Below are 26259 nucleotides of genomic sequence, written 5' to 3'. Positions count from 1 at the left end.
CCATTAGGCTGCTGAGAATCTTCCCACAGCCTAATGGAATGTAATAATAGAGTAACAACAATATGATTGGTCTTACACAGGTATCAGTGAACCCTCTTTATTGTTTATACTTGCTGGAACTGTGCCCTTTTTTCCAATTCATTTACGAAATGCTCCGCTACTTTTTCCACCGTTGGGGAGAAGACGATCTCCTCATGGGTCCCAGGAACCGAAAACATATTTACTTTCCCTTGTAGTAGTGGCTTCCAATCTGTAAAAAGCTCTTCCCCTTCTTCTGCACTGAAATAGATGACCTCTCCACTGTATGGTTGTAAAGTGCACTCAGCCATTACATTTAGAGATTTCCTATGTGCATTGGCAAGTTGCTGTAGGCTCGCGAGATCTGCACCTTGTGGAAGTACTCCCTCTGCCATTAGCTGTTCAATCAGCATGTCTTGTTGATGAAGGAATTCTTCTCCTAGCTCGGTTGGATCTAGATGGGTAAAGTGCTTCCAGATATAAGAAAGCATTGTCTCTTCCGTGGTGTAGTCCTCTTTGGAAGGAACCTTCGTATCCATGAGTACTACCATTTCCACTTCTTCTCCTCGGCGCTGTAGCTCGGTTGCGATTTCGTAAGCAATAGTACCACCTAAAGACCATCCTCCCAGACGGTATGGACCCTCTGGTTGAACATGCTTCATTTCCTCAATGTAAAGACCTACTACTTCTGATAAAGTCAACTCGTCTACTTTTTCCTTCTCGACAAGAGGATTTTGTAGACCATAGAATGAGCAGTGATCTTTTAGGTGTCTGGCTAGTTGAATGTAACAAAATACGTTACCTAAAAATGGATGAACACTGAAGAATGGCTGTTTTTCCGACTCTTGTAGTGGAACTACTGTTAATGATGATTTCGTCGTCCCCTGATTATCACGAATGAGACAAGCAATCCCTTCTACTGTTGGATTTTCAATGAGCGCGGATACCTTCATCTCAGTTCCAAATCTCTCTCGAATCTTGGAAACCAACTTGAGTACAAGGAGAGAATGACCGCCTCTACTAAAGAAGTCATCGTTTATATAGACATCTTCAATTTGTAGCAAATCCTGCCAAATTTGAATCAGTTTATACTCGATTTCATCCCGTGGAATCATCGGGACCGAAGCGGTGTTTTCTCTTTGGATCGTTAAGCGATTTAATGCCTTTCGATCCACCTTCCCATTGGTTGTAAGTGGCAATGAATCTACTTCGATAAAATGTGCAGGAATCATGTAACCTGGCACCAGACTTTTTAGGTGCTCACGCCATTCATGCGCGTTTCCTTCGCCCACCACATAGGCCACCATTCGCTGATCTCCTGGTTGATCCTCTCTTACCGATACGATTGCTTCCTTCACTAATGGATGACGTTCTAAATTCGCTTCAATCTCTCCAAGCTCAATCCGGAATCCTCGAATTTTTACTTGATTATCGATTCTTCCGAGATACTCTAAGTTACCATCTCGTAGATAACGAACTAGGTCTCCTGTCCGATATAATCGTTCCCCTTCATGAAATGGATGCGATATAAAACGTTCATCCGTAAGCTCAGGGCGATTCAAATAACCACGTGCTAACCCCGCACCACCTAGGTACAGCTCACCCGTCACTCCCACTGGTACCGGTAACAAATTCCCATCCAACACATAGGCTTGAATGTTCGGAAGAGGACGCCCAATGGTAACTTTCATGCTATCTTTATCGATTCGAAAGTATGTGGCATCAACTGTACACTCTGTCGGACCATAAACATTATAAAATTGAGTCTTGTCTAACTTAACAAGTTGTTCCCACAGTGATGGGGTAATTGCCTCTCCGCCAACCCAAACTTTGCTTGGAATATGAACATCTTCATCCTCGAACAATCCATCATCTACAAGTGATTGAAGTAAAGATGGCGTCATATCGAGTACATCCAATTGATTCTTCCGAACAAAGGAAATAAACTGCTGGGAATCACTACGAACTTCATTTGAAATCACATACACACTGGATCCGTACAAAAGCATTTGCAATTCTTGAACGGACGCATCAAAGGCAATCGAAGAACCTAAGCTAACGCGCAAGTTAGCAGGTGTCTCATATGAGAAAACTTCTTTATTTAGCCCATAAGATAGATTGATAACAGAATGATGCTGTACCAAAACTCCTTTTGGATTCCCTGTTGAACCTGAAGTGTAGATGATATAAGCTACGTTTTCTCCTGTCACATCAGATAGAGGTGGAAGGGTGCTTTCGCGTGAAATCATCTCTCGATCTTTATCCAGGCAAACGATTTTCACTTCATCTGGTGTCCAGCTTACTGCTTCATTTGATACCAGTACTTGGAGCCCTGTATCCTCTAAAATATAACGAAGACGACTTTCTGGATAGGATGGATCAAGTGGAACATAGGCTGCTCCGGCCTTCCAAATCCCCATGAGACTGACAATCATCTCAACAGAGCGCTGGAAGCATAGCCCCACCAATGACTCCGTTCCAACACCTTGTTTTTGGAGAAAATGAGCCAATTGGTTCGCTTTCTCGTTCAACTCTCGATACGTTAACTGTTGATGTTCATCTACCACTGCCACTGTATCAGGCGTACGATCCACTTGTTCTTCAAACAATTGATGAATGGTACTTTCACGTGGATACGCGATGGCATTATCATTCCATTCTACCAATAGTTGGTGCTGTTCCACTTCTGTAACATAGACCAATTTTGATAAGGTTTGATCCGCATTTTCCATCATTTGCTGTAACACGAGATGTAAATGATCAAGCATCCGCTTCATGGTAAGCTCGTGGAATTTGCTCCGATCATACATTAGCTTCAACGACAGCTGACTTCCCGGAATGACTGATAGACCGAGTGGATAATGGGTTTGTTCGACTCCTTCCAAGTCCCCGATTTCTAGATCTCCTGATGATTCTTCTTTTACCGGGTAGTTCTCAAACACATACAAGCTTTCGAATAACGGAGTCCCTCTTGGAACGTCACTCCATCCTTGAATCTGGGTCAAAGAAGCATATTCGAACTGTCTTCTCTCGATTTCTTCCTCTTGCAACTGTTGTAACCATTCTCCTACTTTCACATCATCAGTCAATCGAATCCGAGTTGGAGATGTGGTAATGAACGGACCTACAATATTTTCGACATCCACAATCTCTGTAGGTCGCCCTGAACTGGTTACACCGAAGACAATGTCGTTTTCACCACTATATCGGCTCAAAAGATACGCCCACGCGCCTTGAATCACCGTACTCAAGGTGAGCTTATTGCTCTTCGCCCAGTTTTGCAGAGATTGGGTCTGCTCTTCCGGTACATGAATGCCCTTCTCAGCATAACCACGCCCTTGCTCGTTGCTTTCTAAGATAAGCGGGGTGGGTGCAGTAAAACCTTTCAGTTTCTCTGTCCAAAATTGTTCCGCTTGCGCTTGATCTTGCTCTTTCAACCACTGAATATATTTCTTGTATGGTGGTGATTTAGGTAAATCCATCGTCTTCCCTTGGACTTTTTGCTGATATACGGTTAACAGTTCATTAAAGACAAGGGGTAAACTCCATCCATCTAATAAAATATGATGATGCGTCCAAACTACTCGATATTCTTCCTCTGCTTCTTGAATCACCGTCACTCTCATCAATGGTGCTTCATCAAAAGAAAAAGTTTGTTTTCGATCGGATAATAGAAAGGCTTTTCGCTTCTCTTCTTGCTCTTCAACAGGTAGAGAACGCCAATCCACTTGATTTAGCTGAAATGGGGTCTGTTCGTACACCACTTGTAATGGCTCTTCCATCTCATCCCAGATAAATGCTGAACGGAAGATATCATGCCGCTGAATCACCGATTTCCATGCTTGTTCGAAGATAGAGAGGTCCAATTCCCCTTTAAACTGGAAGCTTAATTGCACCATATACGGCGCTACATGTTCATCCCCTTGATCATGTAGCGTGTGAAAAAGCATCCCTTCCTGCAACGGAGAGAGCGGGTACAGATCTGTAATAGGGTGATTCTTTCCACGACTCATCTTCGATAGTACTTTGGTTAAATCAGTTGAAGTGAGATTGGCAATCGCAAAATCCGAAACAGTCAGCGCATCCTCGCCACCTGAAGACTGAATCAATCCATTTAATTGAAGAAGCATATTTTCTGCAACATGTTGAATGGTAGATTTCGTAAATTGCCCAACGTTGTATACCCAAGTGAAGTGAAGTTTTCCGTCGGTTACCATTCCCATTACATCGATCAAATGGGATCGCTTGGATCCATGAGCATGATCTAGGCTTGTAAACTCCGTTTCGGGGGTAAACATCGCATCATCAGAGAACATTTGGTCAAATTGTCCAAGATAGTTAAAGCTAATGGACGGCGTAAGTTGTGACTGGAAGCATTCACTGATCTCTGGACTCAAGTATCGCAAAATTCCATAATCGACGCCTTTATTCGGAATTTGGCGTACTTGTTCTTTGACTGCTTTTAACGCTTTGATTGGCGTATCTGCACCCGTAATATGTAAGTGAACCGGGTAGATACTGGTAAACCACCCAACAGTCCTCGAAATATCAACGTCTTCGATCATCTCTTCCCGACCGTGGCCTTCTAGATCGACAGTTAATGCCTGATGACCTGTCCATTCGGATGTAGCCTGTACCAAAGCTGTTAATAGTATCTCATTGATCTGGGCACGATGAGTGCTTGACATCTCTTGTAGTAACGAACGGGTCTTGCCTTCATCCAACACCACCGTAATCTCTTCTGTTTCTGTGTTTGTTGAATGTTCGATAGTTGCCTCCACAGGTATCATCGATACTTCTTGTTTAGACTGGCTCAGCCAATAATCACGTATTTCAGGTGCCATCTCCGACTTAGCATAATGATGCAATTTCTCCGACCATTCTTTGAAGGATGTGCTCTTCGACGGTAGCTGGATCTGCTCGGCTCGGTTCGCTTGGTTATACCCTGTTTGCAGATCCTCTAGTAGAATCCGCCACGATACACCATCTACTGCTAAATGATGAATCGACCAGAATAGACGACCTGCTCCCTGTTCACCTTCATCAAAATACACCATTTTCATGAGCGGTCCTGTGTGTAGATCCAAACTTGCTTGTGCAGCATCAATCTCCGCTTGAATCACTTGATTCCATTCTGTTTGCGGCACTTTATCTAATGAAATCACGGTTAGCGTCGTTGGTGATTCAATTCCTTCGTTTCGCTGTTTCCATGCGCCATCTGACATATGTTCATATCGGAAGCGCAAGGCATCGTGATGAGTTAAAAGGGTATGAACCGCTTCTTCTAACGCTGCTACATCTAAACGCTCTTTTGTTCTGACGAACATCGATTGATTCCAATGGTGCAGATTTGGGTGTCCTTGCTCGAAGAACCAGTGTTGGATTGGAGTAAGCGGTGCTTCTCCTGTTACAACTCCTTGCTCTGCCTGCACACTCTGCTCTTCTTTCGCCACTTGTGCCAATTCAGCAATCGTTTGATGTTCAAACATTTGCTTCGGTGTAAGCTTTAAGCCCATTTGACTCGCTCGTGAGATGATTTGAATGCTGAGGATTGAATCTCCACCGATTTCAAAGAAATTATCATGGATGCCTACTTGTTTGATTCCCAGTACTTGCTTCCAAATGCTAGCTAGCACTTCTTCATTCAAACTACGTGGTGCTACCCATTCTGTTTCAACCTTCTGCTCTTCCGGCATAGGTAAAGACTCACGATCCACTTTGCCATTAGCCGTTAGCGGAATCGATTCCACCTTTACAAATCCAGCCGGAATCATGTGGCTCGGCAGTTCCGCCTTCAGGTAATCTCTCCACTCGGATGCATCTCCGTCACCTACAACATAAGCTACCAATCGCTTATCGCCCGGCTGATCTTCTCGAACCATCACCACTGCTTCTTTGACGGATGCATGTCCGTTTAAAGCAGACTCGATTTCTCCTAGCTCAATTCGGAAGCCGCGAATCTTCACCTGATGGTCAATCCGTCCTAGATAATCTAGATTTCCATCCGATAAGAATCTAGCCACATCTCCGGTTCGATATAAACGCATATTCGGATCATTGCTAAATGGATGTGGAATAAAACGTTCTGCCGTTAGTTCTGGTCTGTTTAGATATCCACGCGCTAGCCCTGCTCCACCGATATACAGTTCACCTGTTACACCAATCGGCACAGGTTGTTGGTAGCCGTCCAGCACATACACTTCTAAATCAGGAATCCGTTTTCCGATATTGCTTCTGGAAGCATGCTTGGCATCATGTAGAGTAATCGGATGATAGGTAACATGGACCGCGGTTTCAGTGATACCGTACATATTAATCAGCTGTGGCTTCTGATCACCGTATCTCTCAAACCATGGGAGTAAACTAGTAGGTTCAAGCGCTTCTCCGCCAAATATTACATAGCGTAAATCCAATTGTTGACTCTCATCTTGTCCACATACCTGGATCAACTGCCGGAATGCGGATGGAGTTTGGTTTAAGACCGTCACCTTTTCCTCTATTAGCAGTTGATAGAAATCCTTCGGCGAGCGACTGATCCAGTAAGGCACCACCACTAATTTCCCGCCATAGAGCAAGGCTCCCCAGATTTCCCACACAGAGAAGTCAAACGCGTATGAATGGAACAGTGTCCACGCATCATTCTCATCAAACTGATACCAATGTTCCGTTGCTTTCATCAACCGAATCACGTTGTGATGCTCTACCATAACACCTTTCGGATTCCCAGTAGATCCTGAGGTGTAGATCACATATGCGAGATGGTCTGGTTTTACATCCACCATCGGCAAGGCAGTACTTTCTTTTCCAATTTCACCTTGATCTCGATCTAGGTAAACCGCTTGAATCTCTTCTGGGAGCCAGCTCGATTCTAGTAAACTCTCTTGCGTGACAACTAGCTGAATGCTAGCATCCGCTAAAATGTATTGAAGTCGTTGCTCCGGATACGTTGGATCAAGTGGCACATATGCCCCACCAGCCTTCAAGATACCGAGTACACCTACCATCATCTCAAGAGAACGCTCCACACAAAGTCCTACTAGAGACTCTGGCTCCATGCCTTGCTTCTGAAGGTAACGAGCCAGTTGGTTCGCTCTCTCATCTAGCTCGCGATACGTAAGCTGATCCTTTTCATATACAACCGCGACCGCATCCGGATGCAGTTTAACTTGTTGCTCAAACAGCTCATGAATCGTGCTTTCTCTCGGAATCACTGTTTGGATGCAATTCCAGTCTTCTAATAGCTGTGTCTTCTCCGATTCCAGTACAAAGCCCAATTTTGCCAATGGAATATCTAGATGATGACTAAGCTCATTCAACCAACGTTCAAAGTGCTTTGCCATTCTCTCAATCGTAAGTGAATCAAATAGATCGGTATTGTATTCGAAGGAGACTCGTAATCCATCTTCTTGCTCAGCCATGAAAACGCTCAAATCAAATTTAGCAATAGAAGCATGGCTCTCTATCATTTCCAAGCTTCTATCTGGCAACGTTGGTAGTTTTGGCTTGGTATTTAGCAAGCTAAACATCGTTTGGAAGATAGGAGAATGACTCGTGCTCCGTTCCGGTTGAATCGCATCGACTACTTTTTCAAAAGGTGTATCTTGATATTCAAGCGCTTTTAGTGCCTTTTCACGAACCTGGGATAAGAGCTCTCGAAACGTTGGCTTCTCGCTCAAGTCTGCTCGATACACTAACGTATTGACAAAGAATCCAATTAGCCCTTCGATTTCCTTATTATTTCGGTTTGCAATCGGACTTCCGACCAAAATATCATCTTGCCCTGTGTAACGAGAGAGGAATCCTTGATATGCCGCAAGCAGAGTCATAAATAATGTGGATCCTTCTTGCTGGCTTACGTCTTTTACTCTCTCTAATAGTGATTGTGGAAAGAGTACAGAATGAGTCGCTCCATGGTTGGTTTGCACCACAGGACGAGGGCGATCCATCGGCAAGGTCAAGACTGGCAACTCACCAGACAACTCTTTTTGCCAATAAGCAAGTTGTTGATCTAACACTTCTTCGGTTAACCATTCTCTCTGCCACTGAGCGAAGTCAGCATATTGAACAGGTAGTGGCGCAAGTTCTGCTAGTTTTCCATCAGCCGCTTCCTCATAGAAGGCCATCCATTCCTGAAGCAGGATATCCATGGACCAGCCATCCGAAATAATGTGATGCATGGTACAAAGGAGCATCCATTCATCTGCTGCGATTTGCACGATTTTCCCGCGAATCAACGGACCTTTTTCTAGGTTAAATGGTGCTTCCACTTCGTTTTGGATCCATTGTTGCATGTTTCTTTCTCGCTCTTCCGGAGAAACATGGGTTAGATCTATCATCGGTAGAGATTGGAAACCATATGGCTGAATCTGCTGGATAGGGTGACCATCCACATCATGGAATACGGTCCGTAGGGATTCATGACGTTCAATCAATTGATTCCAAGCTATTTCCAAAGCTTCAGATGCCCAGTTCCCAGTCAGACGGCATACCATCGGGATATTATACAAGGCACTATTCGGTGTAAATTGATCGATAAACCACAAGCGTTGTTGAGCATACGAGAGTGGAATAGTTTCTCCCCGCTCTATCGATCTAAGGGAAGGAATCTCTCTCCCTTTCTCCTCTTTTTGCAACAGATCAAGCCGCTGCGCTAGTGCTACCAATGTAGGATACTCAAACAGTTCACGCACGGGTATCTGAATTTGAAGAGCTTCTTGTAAGCGTGAAACCACCTGAGTAGCAAGTAAGGAGTGTCCACCACGCTCGAAGAACGAATCATGCACGCTTATTTCTTCTATCCCTAATACTTGGATCCAAACAGAAGCAATCCATTCTTCTGACGCTGTTCGTGGATGTACGATCTCTTCCGAAGATTGCCTATCAGGAGTAGGGAGTGCTCTCAAGTCCAGTTTGCCATTTGGTGTAAGTGGCAAAGACTCCATCTCCACAAAGTATGTGGGAACCATATAGTTCGGCAAATGGATTTGCAAATGCTCTCTCCACTGCGCAACACTTCCCTCGCCAACAACATACGCAACTAATCGCTTATCGCCTGGTTGATCTTCTCTCACGAGTACCACAGCTTCTTTTACAGCTGAGTGTGCTTGCAAGGTCGCTTCCACTTCTCCCAATTCAATGCGAAAACCACGAATTTTAACTTGGTCATCCATCCGACCATGAAATTGAAGTTCACCATTAGCAAGATAACTTGCCTTATCCCCTGTGTAATAGAGACGCTCGCCTTCCTTAAATGGATGCGGAATAAATTTTTCCTCTGTCAGTTCAGGACGATTGGCATAACCACGAGCCAAGCTCTTTCCACCCAGATATAGGTCCCCGATTACTCCTACTGGAACAGGCTCGAGATGAGTATCCAACACATATACTTCTGTGTTCGCAATCGGACGACCAATCGTTGGGGTACCTGTTGTCAACCCTACAGGCACATAGCAATCTGTCGACACAACCGTATTTTCCGATGGACCGTACTGATTAATCACCGCAAATGGAATTTGTTCCGTTGGAAACTGTGTTAACTGATCTCCTCCTGTCGTAATGAAACGGAGATCCGCTTTTGCTGGCCAAGAACATTTTAAAAGTCTTTCCAAAATCGGCGTAGGCGCAAAACTAGCTGTGATACCAGAATCAACGATCCAATCTCGTAATGCTTCTGGATTAACCCGTAGTTCTTCGGTTGTTAGATAGAGCGCTGCCCCTGCTGTAAGATAAGGCCATATTTCCTGAACAGCTGAGTCAAAGGCAATCCCTGCGATCTGGGTAGCACGATCCTCACCCGTAATTTGGTACGCTTCTTGATGCCAATACACCATATTCATTAAGGAACGATATTCGATCATGACACCTTTTGGTTTCCCTGTGGAGCCAGAAGTATAGACGATATAAGCCAAATTCTCAGGCTTCACATCACGTTCTGGCGCTACCTCACTTTCACCGGACAACTCTTCGAATCGTACCGTGTCGACCTGTTCAGACAAACTTTCTTGCCCTGCTGTCGTCACTACGATTTGGATCCCTGCATCCTCAATCATGTACTGCAATCGTGACGTTGGATACAACGGATCTAGTACGACGTACGCCCCACCTGCTTTTAAGATACCGACTAGACTGGCCATAAGCTCAGCCGATCGCGACATATAAACACCTACAACGGATTCCGGAGCAACGCCTTTTCGCTGTAACACATGCGCCAACTGATTAGCCTGTGCATCCAGTTCAGCGTAGGTCCATTCTCTCGTCTGATCCACGATTGCAATCGCATCTGGACGCTTAGCTACTTGTGTTTCGATTTCGTCACAAATAAGTCCTGTTTGCGACATTTCCATCGCAGTATCATTCCACGTATTCAGTAATCGTTCGCGTTCTGCTTCCGATAGCATATTTAGACTATGTAGCGGCTTTTGTGGCTGGTGTGAAACTTCATGTAACCAATTCTCAAAATGGCCAGCCATCCGTTCAATTGTGGTCACATCAAATAAATCGGTATTGTATTCGAAGGATATACTTAATCCTTCTTCTGTCTCAGTAGCCATCAAGCTCAAGTCAAATTTGGCAATTGGATTATCACTGTCAACCATTGCAATCCTTCTACCAGAACGAACTGGAAACTCTTGTTTCATATTTTGCAAGATGAACATCGTTTGGAAGATAGGTGAGTGACTCGTACTCCGCTCCGGTTGCACCGCTTCAACCACTTTTTCAAATGGAATATCTTGATACTCGTACGCTTTCAAAGCCTTTTGTCTCACTTGGGACAGGAGATCTTGGAAGGTTGGTGCGCCACTTAGATCTGCTCGGTAAACCAATGTATTGACGAAGAAGCCAATTAATCCCTCAATTTCTCTGTAATTCCGGTTCGCAATCGGGCTTCCAACTACGATATCTTCTTGACCGGTATAACGAGAAAGGAAGCTTTGATATCCAGCCAATAAGGTCATAAACAGCGTTGATCCTTCTTGACGACTCAGTTCATTCAGCTTGTCGCGTAACGAATGTGGCAACACAACTGTATGAGTCGATCCATTATGCGTTTGCATCGCAGGGCGTGGACGATCCATTGGAAGTTGTAGTACTGGAAGCTCGCCAGACAATTCTTCTTTCCAATATTGGACCTGTTGCTGCAGCACTTCTTCCTTCAACCAGCCCTTTTGCCACTGTGCAAAATCTGCATATTGGATTGGAAGTGGTTCCAGTTCTGCTACCTTTCCATCCGTCGCTTCTTCATAAAAAGCCATCCATTCTTGAAGCAGGACTCCCATCGACCAGCCATCGGAAACAATATGATGTAGCGTACAGAGTAGAATCCATTCCTCTTCACCTACACGTAAGATAGTTCCCCGAAGTAATGGGCCCTCTGCTAGATCAAATGGCACTTTTGTTTCTTTCTGGATCAAACACTTCACTTCTGCTTCTCGCTCCTCTGGAGACAGCTTCGTTAGATCCATATGAGGAAGGACGCGGAAAGCATACGGTTGAATCTGTTGTACAGGATGACCTTCCACTTCACGGAATACGGTCCGCAGAGATTCATGACGCTCGATTAGTTGATTCCACCCCCGCTCCAATGCTTCCGGCATCCAATTCCCAGTAAGACGGCATACCATCGGCATATTGTAGAGTGTACTATTCGGCATAAATTGGTCGACAAACCATAGACGCTGTTGTGCATAGGAGAGAGAAGAGGTTTCGCCACGCTCCACTGGCATGAGTGGTGGAATCTCACGTTTTCTATCTCCTTGGCGCAACTGATCGAGTCGCTTCGCTAAGGCCTCTACTGTTGAATACTCAAACAGTTCTCGTAGAGGTATCTCGATTTGGAAAGCTTCTTGTAAGCGCGAAACCACTTGAGTAGCAAGTAATGAATGACCGCCACGTTCGAAGAATGAATCATAAACACTAATCCCTTCTACTCCCAACACTTGACTCCAAACCGAAGCAACGAGTTCTTCTGCCGGTGTTCGTGGTAAAACCATATCTTCGCTTACCGATTGTCCAACTGGTTTTGGTAGCGCTTTACGATCAATCTTGCCATTTGGAGTAAGCGGCATTTCATCCAGCTCTACAAAATGGGCTGGAACCATATAGTTAGGCAGTTGCGACTTAAGATGATCTCGCCATGCGCCAATACTTCCTTCGCCTACCACGTAAGCAACTAATCTCTTATCCCCAGGTTGATCTTCCCTCACCAACACGAGTGCTTCTTTCACAGACGAATGATCATGCAAGATGGCTTCAATCTCACCTAGCTCAATCCGGAATCCTCTAATCTTCACTTGGTTATCGATTCTTCCGATATACTCCACATTGCGATCAACCAGATATCGCGCTAAGTCTCCTGTCCGATAGAGTCGCTCGCCTTCCTTAAACGGATGTGGAATAAAACGTTCTGCCGTCAGGTCCGGACGGTTAAAGTACCCACGCGCCAAACCTACTCCGCCGAGATACAACTCCCCAGCCACTCCAATCGGCACCACCTGCTGGTTTTGATCCAATACATATAACTCGGTATTATCGATCGGACGACCAATCGGAATCAACGTCGGTTCTTTTTCTAGTTTGCAATCATAATACGTAACATCCACAGTCGCTTCCGTAGGACCGTATAAGTTAATCAATTTTGTTTGCTGAGGATCATAAAACTCATCCTTAAATCGACGAGCCTGTTCTGTGTTTAACGCTTCTCCGCTCGTGAAAACCTGCTGCAGGGATGATACGTCCTTCATTGCTTTGGATCTCTCCATATAATCCAAGAACGTAGATAACATCGACGGCACAAAGTGCATGGTCGTCACACGATGTCGCTCGATAAACTCCTCAATCATAGCAGGATCCTTCTCGCCACCCGGTGGAAGCAAACTAACACGTGCTCCAACCCATGACCACCAAAATAATTCCCAAACTGAAACATCAAATGAAAAAGGTGTTTTTTGCAGAATTGTATCCTGCGCTGATAATGGATAGCCTTTTTGCATCCACTGTATCCGGTTGATGACCGAGTGATGCTCAATCATGACGCCCTTTGGATTCCCTGTTGAGCCTGAGGTGTAAATGATATAAGCCAAGTTATTTGCCGTCACATCACTCACAGGTGACAAGCAACTCTCTTGTGCAATCGTTTCTTGATCCCGATCCAAACAAATGGCTTGAATGTCATCAGGTAGCCAGCTCATGAGCGCTTCCTTGGTTAGAATCACCTCGATCTGTGAGTTTTGCAAAATATATCTCAAGCGAATTTCAGGATACCCTGGATCTAACGGAACATAAGCCCCGCCGGCTTTCAAAATCCCGAACAGCCCAATCATCATCTCCGGTGAACGCTCAACACAAATCCCAACCAACGACTCCGGTCCGACACCTCGTTTTTGTAAATAATGCGCCACTTGGTTTGCTTTCTCGTTCAACTCTTGATAAGTTAATTGCCCACCTTCATGCACGATTGCCACTGCTTCGGGTGTACGTGCAACCTGCTCCTCAAACAGTTCATGAATCATATACTCATGACCATACGCCACACCGGTATCGTTCCACTCTTCCATCAATTGCTTCTTTTCGATATCCGATAGCATGGTCAGCTTGGTAAACGATTCATCCGGATGCTGAGCAATTTCGCTTAACCAATTTTCAAAGTGTCCTGCCATACGTGTAATCGTGCTAGTGTCAAATAGATCGGTATTGTATTCGAATGAAATGAATAAACCTTCTTCTACCTCATACGCCGTTAAACTGAGATCAAATTTTGCAATGGATAAACTGCTTTCGATCATTTCCAAGCTTCTACCAGACAACTCGATTCGTTCTGGTTTCGTATTTTGTAGCGTTAACATCGTCTGGAAGATTGGCGAGTGACTCGTACTCCGTTCGGGTTGCAACGCTTCTACTACTTTCTCAAACGGAACATCTTGATGATCGTACGCTTTAAGCGCTTTTTTCTTAACCTGAGACAAAATCTCACGGAATGTAGGCGCTCCACTCAGATCTGCCCGATAAACCAACGTATTTACAAAGAAGCCAATTAACCCTTCTACTCCTTTATGATTTCGGTTCGCAATTGGACTTCCAACGAGAATATCTTCCTGCCCTGTATAGCGAGCGAGAAAACTTTGATAGGCAGCCATTAGAGTCATAAACAACGTTGATCCTTCTTGTTTGCTTACTGCCTTCAACAAATCTAGCTTTGTATGAGGCAAAATCACACGATATGTATCTCCATCATACGTCTGCATAGCTGGCCGTGGTCGATCCATTGGTAGTTGTAGGATCGGAAGTTCGCCAGACAACTCTTCCTGCCAATACGTAAGTTGCCGATCCAATACTTCACCTTGCAACCACTTCTTCTGCCATTTTGCATAATCTGAATATTGAATCACTAGTGGACTTAGTCCAGCTGGACTTCCGCTCGCCTCCTCTTCGTAAAAGGCGAGCCATTCTTGAATCAGGATACCGATGGACCACGCATCCGAAATAATATGATGCATCGTACATAGTAATAACCATTCCCCTTGCTCTACTTGAACCAGTCGATTCCGAATCAAAGGACCGTTCACTAAATCAAACGGATCCTTCGCTTCTCTAGAAATCAAACTCTCTAACTCTTTTTCTTTCTCTTCCAATGAGAGATGAGAACAATCTTCTACTGATCGTTTTTGAGGAGTAAACTCCACAACATGCTGTACAGGTTGATCCTCCACTTCCTTAAAAACCGTGCGAAGAGAATCATGACGCTCCACAAGTCGATTGAAGCTTCTCTCTAATACTTCAGGTACCCAGTTTCCTCTTAAACGCCAAACGGTTGGGATGTTATAGAGGGAACTATTTGGATGAAATTGGTCCATAAACCACAAGCGCTGTTGCGCATAGGACAACGGAAGCGACTCTTTCTTCTCCTTTTTTTGCATCTGCTTCTGAAGCCACTCTCTTTTCTCAGGAGAAAGCGAACTTAACTTCGCCAGTAAATCACTTCTCATTTTTTTACACCTTCCCCGACTAAGCTGCTTTCGAATATATCTTGTGTCTCTTCATCTGATAACTCTTCCAATTGCTTAAGCAACTCAAGTAAGTCTTCATCACGAGCCGCAGCTACTTCTTGTTGAATATAATCTTGCAAACTAACATGATCGCCCTGTACTTGCTCTTCTCGATTAGCACATAGCTGGTCCATTCGTTCTGCCAATTCCTGCACAGTTGTATACGTAAATAAATCGTGCAGAGGTAGTTCAACGCCAAAGAATTCTTTTAGATTCGAAACCGCTTGTGTAGCAAGCAGTGAATGCCCACCCAATTCAAAGAACGAATCATGAATGCCAATCTGTTCCATGCCCAAAACTTGATTCCATATAGTCACAATCGCTTCTTCCGTCTCCGTACGAGGGGCAACATAAACTCCCTTTGTTTCCTTACGGTCTGGTACAGGTAAAGATTTCCGATCAATCTTCCCATTTGGTGTCAGAGGGAACACTTCTAGTTCAACGAAATGAGCTGGAACCATATAATTGGGTAAACGGGTCTTGAGATACTCTCGCCACTCCTGAACCTTTCCTTCACCAACTACATACGCAACCAAACGTTGATCACCCGGTTGATCCTCACGCACCATCACCAAAACTTCGCGAACGGATGGATGACTTTGCAGTGTTGCTTCGATCTCTCCTAGCTCAATCCGGAATCCACGAACCTTCACTTGATGGTCAATCCGGCCGAGGTACTCCAAATTCCCATCTGGTAGATATCTCACTAGGTCTCCCGTTCGGTACACACGCTTTCCTTCTTGAAACGGATGCGGGATAAAGCGCTCGTTGGTTAGATCAGGACGGTTTAAGTAACCACGTGCCAAACCAGATCCGCCAATATAAAGCTCACCCACCACACCGATCGGAACCATTTGCCCACCAGTACTAAGCACATATGCTTCGGTATTCGAGATCGGTCTACCAATTGGGGGTACTAGGTACTTGTTGCCTTTTTCTAGTTTCATATAGGTCGAATAAGTCGTATCTTCAGATGGACCGTATAAGTTGTATACCTTCTCAATTGAGCCTTCTTCATACAAGCCCTGCACGAGTAACTGTGGTAATGGCTCTCCTGCCAAATTGACCACTGTTACCGAAGAAGGAATGGTCTTAGCACGAACCAATTCCTTCGCAGCAGATGGTACCGTATTAATCAACGTCACATTCTGCGCAGACAGCTTATCCACATGAAGAGCATTTTCTGCAACGATTACCTTGCCACCCATCGTCAAGGGGACACATACCTCGAAAACAGATAGATCGAAAGATAGAGAAGTAGAAGCCAGCACTCCTGCTAATTCCTGCATCGAGTAAGTTTGATGCGCCCAATGGATCATCGAAAGGGTACTCCGATGCTCGATCATTACTCCCTTAGGATTACCTGTAGATCCAGAGGTATAGATAATGTAAGCTAAGTGATCGCTCGTCACTTCACTCATACAGGAAGTCGTTTTTTCTTGGGCGATCATCGCTCGATCTCGATCGATACAAACCATCTCAACCGATTCAGGTAACATCATTTTTTGTTGCAACGCTTCTTCTGTTATCAGCACTTCGATACGAGCATCCGACAATATATACCGTAGCCGACTCTCCGGATACGAAGGATCAATCGGAACATATGCCCCGCCGGCTTTCATAATCCCTAAGAGTCCCACAACCATCTCCGATGAACGCGAAACACTAATCCCTACCAACGACTCACATCCCACACCCTTCTTCTGAAGATAATGTGCCAATTGATTGGAGCGTTCGTTTAATTCTCGGTATGTGAGGGTTTCTTTTTCACACACCACCGCGATTGCTTCCGGTGTTTTCGCCACTTGCTCCTCAAACCATGCGTGAATCGTGCCTCCACGTAGACCCTCGACACTTGTATCATTCCATTCCACAAGTAGCTGTTTATGCTCTGCTTCTGACAACATATTTAGCTTTGATAGAGAATCCTTAGGTTGTGCTACGATGCCAACCAACCACTGTTCAAAATGAGCCGCCATTCGTTCAATGGTAGTCTCATTAAATAAATCAGTATTATATTCAAAAGTAAGACCTAATCCATCCGCCGTCTCCGATGCAAACAGACTCAAATCAAATTTGGAAACCGAGGTATGACTTTCCATCAACTCCATGCTTCTGTCAGATTGCAGAGGAAACTCTTGCTTTGTATTTTGTAAGGTAAACATCGTTTGAAAAATAGGCGAATGACTGGTATTCCGGTCCGGCTTTACCACCTCTACCACTTTTTCAAATGGAATATCCTGATACTCGTATGCTTGTAACGCTTTTTTACGTACCTGCGATAATAGCTCTTGAAATGTCAGATCTTCACTGAAATCCGCCCGATAAACCAACGTATTGGCAAAAAAACCAATCAATCCCTCAATCTCTTTCACGTTTCGGTTCGCAATCGGGCTTCCTACTAGGATGTCATCTTGACCCGTATAACGTGACAGGAAGCCTTGATACCCTGCCATCAAGGTCATAAACAAAGTAGATCCTTCTCGCCTACTTAACTCCTTGAGGCTTTCTAATACGGAATTCGACAACACTACAGAATGAACTGCACCATGGTGGGTTTGCACAGCAGGACGTGGACGATCCATCGGTAATTGCAAGACTGGTAACTCACCAGACAATTCTTCTTTCCAATATTGAATGTGTTGATCCAGCTCTTCCTCATTCAGCCACTCTTGTTGCCATAGAGAAAAGTCCGCATATTGGACTGGTAACTTCGTAAGCTCCGCCGGCTTTCCATGTAGCACTTCTTCATACAAAGCCATCCATTCTTCGAGCAAAATGCCCATGGACCATCCATCTGAAATAATATGATGCATCGTACAGAGGAGTATCCATTCCTCTTGATCTGTTTTCAAGAGTTGTGCTCGAAAGAGAGGACCTTGTCCCAAATGAAATGGTTCCTCTGCTTCTCTTTGGATAAGGCGCTTTGTCTCTCTTTCTCGATCTTCTAACGAGAGCATTGTTAGATCCATCTGCGGAAGAACTCTAAAAACATGCTTCTGAATTTGTTGAATCGGCTTGCCTTCATGCCCCCCCATCACCGTCCGCAATGATTCGTGACGCTCGATCAACTCATTCCAGCTCGTCTCCAATGCCTCCAACGACCATTTTCCGGTCAGACGACATGCGGCATGGATGTTATACATCGCACTATTTGGCGCTAACTGGTCCATAAACCATAGGCGCTGTTGTGCATAGGATAGTGGAATCGATTCGCTCCGTTCCATTGGTACAAGGGGTAGAACCTCGCGTTTCGCATCACCTTTACGCAACTGGTCCAATCGCTCTGCCAAGGCTTCCACGGTTTCGTATCTAAAAAGCTCACGTAACGGAATCTTCATCTGGAATGCTTCTTGCAATCGAGAGATCACTTGAGTAGCGAGTAGTGAATGTCCACCCCGTTCAAAGAAAGAGTCATGAACGCCCACATTTTCAATCCCCAATACTTGACTCCAAATAGAGGCGATCAACGCTTCTGTTGTCGTACGTGGCTCGACGTGATAATCCCTTGTAAGCTGTTGTTCCGGTGCTGGTAAGGCTTTGCGATCCGTTTTTCCATTCGGCGTAAGTGGAAAAGATTCCAATTCCACGAGATGTGATGGAATCATGTGATTTGGTAACTCTGTCTTCAGAGACTCCCGCCAATGCTGAGTATCCCCGTTGTTAATCACATACGCTATCAAGCGTTGATCACCCGGTCGGTCTTCTCTCACTATCACGACAGCCTCTTTAATCGATGGATTTTTTTCCAAAGTCGCCTCAATCTCTCCCAGTTCAATCCGGAAACCACGCACTTTTACCTGATGATCCATTCGACCGATAAATTCCAAACTACCGTCAGCTAGATACCTCACCAGATCCCCAGTTCGATATAATCTCTCTCCGATGTGAAACGGATGTGGAACAAAGCGCTCCGCCGTGAGGTCAGGTCGGTTCAAGTAGCCTCGTGCTAAGCCTGCACCCCCGATGTATAACTCACCTGCAATCCCGATCGATTGCAAACGCTCATTTTCATCGAATACATACAGCTGAGTATTTTGAATCGGATGCCCAATTGACACAAATGATTGATTCGGTTCGCAATCAAATGCATTCACATAAATAGTTGCTTCTGTCGGACCATAGAAGTTAGTCAACTTCACTTGTCCATCTTGATCCCAGTACTGTTGAAATCTCTTAACCAATCCAGAACTAAGCTCTTCCCCACCGGAAAATACATGGCACACAGATGCTAGCTTTGGTTTCAGCTCACTATGATCGAAATGATCTAAGAAAATCGATAACATCGACGGAACAAACTGAACAACAGTAACTCGGTGTTGCTCTATCACTTCTGCTATGATCGAAGGATCCTTCTCACCACCCGGAGGAAGGATCGATACAGCCGCCCCGACACCTAAGCTCCAAAACAACTCCCACACAGAGACGTCAAAGGAGATTGGTGTTTTCTGTAAAACGACGTCTTTTTCAGTGAGTGGGTATTGATTTTGCATCCATTCCAGATAATTAACCACTGAATGATGCTCGATCATGACCCCCTTTGGATTTCCTGTGGATCCAGATGTATAGATAACATAAGCTAAATCTTTTCCTGTCACGATACTTGAACATGCAATGAATGCTTCTTGCGCAATGGCAACACGATCTTGATCCATACAGATTGTTTTGATTTGTTTATATGTATCTATTTTTTCTAACTTTTCTTGCGTCAGTAGTACTTCAATCCCGGCATCTTCGACTATATAGCGTAGCCGGCTTTCCGGATAGGTAGGATCGAGTGGAACATAGGCCGCTCCTGACTTTAGAATCCCTAGTAATCCCACCATCATATCTAAGGACCGATCCATATAGACTCCAACTAAAGAATCTTGACCTACACCACACTTTTGCAAATAGTGGGCTAGCTGGTTAGCTCGCTCGTTTAGCTCTTGATAGGTAAGCCTTTCACCTTCATGCATAACCGCAATAGCTTCCGGCGTCTTCTCCACTTGTTGCTCAAATAACGTATGAATCATGTGCTCAGATGAATAGTCAATTCCTGTATCATTCCATTTCTCCAGAAGTTGCGTCTGCTCTTCCATCGTCAGATGAGTAACCTCAGATAGCGTTACATCTGAGCTTTTCGTCATCTGGATCAATACTTCCGCTAAATGACCTTGAATTCGCTGAATGATTTCTCCATCAAAATAATGCCGGTCATACATTAGCTTCAACGTAATCTGTCTCCCAGGCATAGCAATCAATGTCAAAGGATAGTTGGTTTGTTCTGCACTTTGAGCATCGAGTAATCGTAAATCGGCATCTAGTGCTCCTTGAACTGGATAATTTTCGAAAATATACAAGGTATGAAATAAAGCACTATTCCTTGGTACTTCGCTCCATCCCTGAATATCGACTAACGAATTATACTCATACTGTCTCCGGTCCATTTCTTTCATCTGAATCTGATGAAGCCAATCTACTACAGACCCCTCATTTGATAAGCGAATACGAGTAGGCAGTGTATTGATAAATAAACCCACCATTTTCTCTGCACCTACCAATTCAGTAGGACGTCCAGAGCTGGTCACACCAAATACGATGTCATTTTCACCGCTATACCGGCTCATCAAGTAGGCCCAAGCTCCCTGTACTAACGTATTTAACGTTAGCTGATTTGTTCGCGCCCACTCTTGCAACGTTTCTGATCGTTCCTCTGATAACTGGTATACATTTTCTTGATAACCTTGTGCTTGACCGTGATCACTTCGTTCCATTGCCAACGGTGTTGGTGCATGGAATCCTTTTAATTCTTCGGTCCAAAACTGTTCTGCTTTTTTTCGATCTTGTTTATTTATCCATTGGATATATCTCTTATAAGGTAGAGGCTTAGAATGATCGAGCGTCTCTCCTTTTATTAACTTGAGATAAACTTCCATCACTTCGCTCATAACAAGTGAGACACTCCAGCCATCCAACAATATATGATGATGGGTCCAAATGATTCTCGTCTCTTCTTCTGCTTCTTTAATTGCCGTAATCCTCATTAACGGTGCTTCGTCTAACGAAAATCCTTGTCTCCGATCTTCAGTCAAAAACTGACTCAGTTTCTTCTCTCTCTTTTCAGGTGGAAGAGAACTCCAGTCTTTACGGTGAATAGATAACGGGAGACTTTGGTAAACAGCTTGTAAGGGCTGGTCTACTTCTTCCCATACGAATACAGAACGCAGGATTTCGTGATGGTTCATGACGTGTGTCCAAGCTTTTTCAAAGGTATCTACCTCTAATCGACCACCGAGTAAGAAGCCTACTTGTACTATGTAGGAAAAGGAATGATCATCTTCTTGGTCGTATAGAGTGTGGAACAACATCCCTTTTTGTAGAGGAGATAGTCCGTATATATCGATAATGTCGCTCATGGGTACACCTTCTTTATTATGGTTGAGTACTAGATTGTACCGGGGCATGTTAGTAGGCTCACTAACATCGCCGTGGTCAGATACATTGCCCCTAATCCTTTCTTGCTTACTGATTGGTAGATTGATGCACAGATTGCTTCAAAGTCATTCTTGTCTGTCAATCTACTACAAGCAGTTAAAACGTTCTCCCAACCCTACTTTTTACTAAGCTTTAGTAATACTTTGCTCAAGCTTTCTTCGGTTAGAGCCTCTGCATCGGCAAAGTCGGATACAGTGTAGGCTGATTCTGTGGTGGGTGGGTTGATTAGTAGACGAAGCTGGTTTAGCATGCCATCTGCTATATCTTGAATGGTGGACCTAGAAAATTGTTCTCTGCTGTATTTCCAAACTAGATGTAGTTTCTCATCCTGCACCATCCCGATCACTTCAATCGGATGTGATAGTTTGGATTGAGGTGCGTGATCTAGACTTATAAACGCTGTGTCCTGCAAAAACAAAGATTCCGGAGAGAATATTTGATCCAGTTGTCCTAGATAGTTAAAGCTCATAGACGGTTTGGATTGTTGATCAAACTGATGCTTCTGTGAGCTCAAGTAACGGTAAATCCCATAATCAACACCGTGATTCGGAATACGGCGCAATTGCTCTTTTACCGCCTTCAAACCCTCGATCGGTGTGGTTGTTCCTTGAAGATCAAAGTGAACGGGGTAGATGCTAGTAAACCAACCTACTGTCCGTGAAAGATCTACACCTTCGATTAACTCTTCTCGACCATGCCCTTCTAGGTGGACAGAAAGCTTATTATGTTGATCCGTATAGTGGGTACTAGCCCGCACCAAAGCCGTCAATAAGACCTCATTGATCTGTGTTTTATAAGTTGCTGGTACTTCTTGTAGCAGTTCATGAGTCTCATCTTTCCCTAAGACTACTGTCACTTGATCCAGTGATGCCTCTGTCGTTTCGGTTACCTGCGAGTCCATCGAAATCGTCATCACAGGCTTGGTTTCCTGTTCATACCAATAATCCTGTACTTCTTTTGAAATCTCCGACTCACTGTACGTTTGTAGTCGCTCAGACCATTCTTTAAAAGATGTACTCTTCGCAGGTAACTGGATCTTCTCGCCACATTTCATCTGATTGTATACGGTCTGTAAATCTTCTAGTAGAATCCGCCATGATACACCATCGACTACTAAATGATGAATCGACCAGAATAGTCGATCGTTCTCATTTGTCCCATCACTGAAGTACACGGCTCTCATCAATGGACCTGTAAGCAAATCGAAACTAGCTTGAGCAGTATCCATCTCTTCTTGTATCATTTGATGCCATGTTAGTTGATCTGCATCGTTCCGCTTTATCACATGCAGGACAGGCTGTTCATCGATCCCTTTATTTCTCTGCTTCCACGTTCCATCCGATAACGGCTCATATCGGAAACGCAGCGCATCATGATGAGTAAACAAGTGTATGAAAGCTTTCTCTAGCAACTCCACATCTAATTTCTCTCTTACTCGCAAAAGCATCGACTGGTTCCAGTGATTTGGGTTCGGATGTTCTGCCTCGAAGAACCAGTGCTGGATTGGAGTAAGCGGTGCGTCCCCTGTTACAGTTCCCTGCTCTGCCACTACACTTTCGACTTCTCCTGCCACCTGTGCTAATTCAAAAATAGTCGGACTTTCAAACATTTGCTTCGGTGTAAGCTTTAAGCCCATTTGACTCGCTCGTGAAATGATTTGAATGCTGAGGATTGAATCTCCACCGATTTCGAAGAAGTTATCATGAATGCCTACTTGTTTGATTCCCAATACTTGCTTCCAAATGCTAGCTAATACTTCTTCATTCAAACTACGTGGTGCTACCCATTCTGTTTCAACCTTCTGCTCTTCCGGCATAGGTAAAGCCTCACGATCCACTTTGCCATTAGCCGTTAGCGGAATCGATTCCACCTTTACAAATCCAGCCGGAATCATGTGGCTCGGCAGTTCCGCCTTCAGATAATCTCTCCACTCGGATGCATCTCCGTCACCTACAACATAAGCTACCAATCGCTTATCACCCGGTTGATCTTCTCGAACCATTACCACTGCTTCTTTGACGGATGCATGTCCGTTTAAAGCAGACTCGATTTCTCCTAGCTCAATCCGGAAGCCGCGAATCTTCACCTGATGGTCAATCCGTCCTAGATAATCTAGATTTCCATCCGATAAGAATCTAGCCACATCTCCGGTTCGATATAAACGCGTATTCGGATCATTGCTAAATGGATGTGGAATAAAACGTTCTGCCGTTAGTTCCGGTCTGTTTAGATATCCACGCGCTAGCCCTGCTCCACCGATATACAGTTCACCTGTTACACCAATCGGCACAGGTTGTTGGTAGCCGTCCAGCACATACACTTCTAAATCAGGAATCCGTTTTCCGATATTGCTTCTGGAAGCATGCTTGGCATCATGTAGAGTAATCGGATGATAAGTAACATGAACCGTGGTTTCGGTGATGCCGTACATATTAATCAGCTGTGGCTTCTGATCACCGTATCTCTCAAACCATGGGAGTAAACTAGTAGGTTCAAGCGCTTCTCCGCCAAATATTACATAGCGTAAATCCAATTGTTGACGCTCATCTTCTTGTTCACATACCTGGATCAACTGCCGGAATGCGGATGGAGTTTGGTTTAGGACCGTCACCTTTTCCTCTATTAGCAGTTGATAGAAATCCTTCGGCGAGCGACTGATCCAGTAAGGCACCACCACTAATTTCCCGCCATAGAGCAAGGCTCCCCAGATTTCCCACACAGAGAAGTCAAACGCGTATGAATGGAACAGTGTCCACGCATCATTCTCATCAAACTGATACCAATGTTCCGTTGCTTTCATCAACCGAATCACGTTGTGATGCTCCACCATAACACCTTTCGGATTCCCAGTAGATCCTGATGTGTAGATCACATATGCGAGATGGTCTGGATTTCCATTCGTAATCGGCAAAGCAACACTCTCTTTTCCAATCTCACCTTGATCTCGATCTAGGCAAACCGCTTGAATCTCTTCTGGGAGCCAGCTCGATTCTAGTAAACTCTCTTGCGTGACAACTAGCTGAATGCTAGCATCCGCTAAAATGTATTGAAGTCGTTGCTCCGGATACGTTGGATCAAGTGGCACATATGCCCCACCAGCCTTCAAGATACCGAGTACACCTACCACCATCTCAAGAGAACGCTCCACACAAAGCCCTACTAGAGACTCTGAACCTATGCCTTGTTTCTGAAGGTAACGAGCCAATTGGTTCGCTCTCTCATCTAGTTCGCGATACGTAAGCTGATCCTTTTCATATACAACAGCGACCGCATCCGGATGCAACTTAACTTGTTGCTCAAACAACTCATGAATTGTTGCCTGAGGTAGAAAGTCAAATATAGGTTGATTAAACTCTACTAAGCTTTTTCTTTTCTCTTCCTCTGAGAGAATTTCGATCTCTGAAACCTTTTGATGTGGATTTTCCATTGCACTCTCCAATAGAGCCAACATCGTATGATAAAAGCGTGCAATCTCTTCTCGCGAAAACAATTCATTACGGTAATCAATATGTACGGACATAGAATCTGTATCAGTCAAATTTTCGATATGTACTGCAAAATCTTGCACTTCTTCCCGATTGGGAATCCAAGCAGAGTCTCCGCTCCCATCACGATCTCGATAATCAATCGTAGCTCCAAATAGCCGAACATTACGATTGTTCTCTTGATTCATCTGCTTTAATAACAAATCAAATGGGTATTTTTGATGCCGCAATGCTTGATATTGCTTTCGAGACACTCTTACCATAAAGGAAAGCACTTCTTCTAGTGGATCTATATCCATTCGCAAGGGCACCGTGCTTACCATCATCCCCATTAATTCCCTCTCCACTTTGCTCATCCGATTGCTATAAGCCATTCCGAGCACAACATCGAGTGACGAAGTCCATCGATACATCGACAGTGAAAGCGCCGAGACAAAAAGAGTATAGATACTAAATCCGTGCTCCTTCGAAAATGTCTCTAGTCTTCCCTTTAGATGATCTGATAGCGGAAATGTCTCTCGTGATGCTCTTGTACTAACTTGATAAACATTATAGGGCTTCAATCCCGTTACAGTTGGAATCGTTTGGAATTCTTCCGTCCAAAAGCTCTGATCCTTTTCAAAGCGATTGCTATTCAAGTATGCCTGCTCACTATCTAAAAACAGAAGGTATGACTTCTTAGAAATGTCTTCTTCACCTTGAAACCCATCATAATACTTCGCAATCTGGCTACTCCAAAGTTGGATCGATAACCCATCCATGATAATGTGGTGAACATTTCCAAACACTGCACATTCTTTATCACTAAGCCTTACTAAAGTGAAATGGCATAAATCGGTATTAAATAACGGAAATGTCTCCTGTCTCTTTTCCTCAATCCATCTGTCTAACGCATCTGAATCTTTCTCAGAACCAAAATCAACCAAATCAAATTCTCGTTCTTGGTGCTGGGCTATGTATTGATCTGGAACCTGGTGCTCATTTTCCTTTAATCTGATACGAAGGCTATCATTTTCACGAATAACACGATTTACCACTTGATTTAATATCAGATAATCCATTTTTTTGTGAATTTTGAACAAAAACTTTAGGTTACAAACCCCTCTCTCTGCATACAGAACTTCCGTATACCAGATCCTCTTTTGAGGATGACTTAAAGGATAATAATTCCTACTATCCATAAAAATTCCCCCTTTCGAAATATTGCACACACGTATTAATAAGCTACTTATAAAGCA

Annotated in this window: 3 protein-coding genes; all 3 read right to left on the bottom strand. The window is 44.2% G+C overall.

Annotated features, from left to right (window positions below):
• Nucleotides 1-104 precede the first annotated feature (104 nt).
• Nucleotides 105-14999, bottom strand: coding sequence for a non-ribosomal peptide synthetase (locus tag J2Z48_RS13715; protein WP_307254431.1), 14895 nt, complete (start codon nucleotides 14997-14999; stop codon nucleotides 105-107).
• Nucleotides 14996-21457: a non-ribosomal peptide synthetase gene (locus J2Z48_RS13710; protein WP_307254429.1), complete on the bottom strand. Its 6462-nt coding sequence runs from the start codon at nucleotides 21455-21457 to the stop codon at nucleotides 14996-14998. Before J2Z48_RS13710 ends, J2Z48_RS13715 begins: the two co-directional genes overlap by 4 nt.
• A gap of 194 nt (nucleotides 21458-21651) precedes the next feature.
• Complete coding sequence (locus J2Z48_RS13705; protein ID WP_307254427.1) at nucleotides 21652-26202, bottom strand: non-ribosomal peptide synthetase; 4551 nt, start codon at nucleotides 26200-26202, stop codon at nucleotides 21652-21654.
• Nucleotides 26203-26259: the final 57 nt, after the last annotated feature.

This window comes from Croceifilum oryzae, from assembly GCF_030814315.1.
Taxonomy (GTDB): domain Bacteria; phylum Bacillota; class Bacilli; order Thermoactinomycetales; family Thermoactinomycetaceae; genus Baia; species Baia oryzae.
Note: the sequence above shows the minus strand (reverse complement) of the source record. Positions and strands in the feature narration are given on the sequence as shown.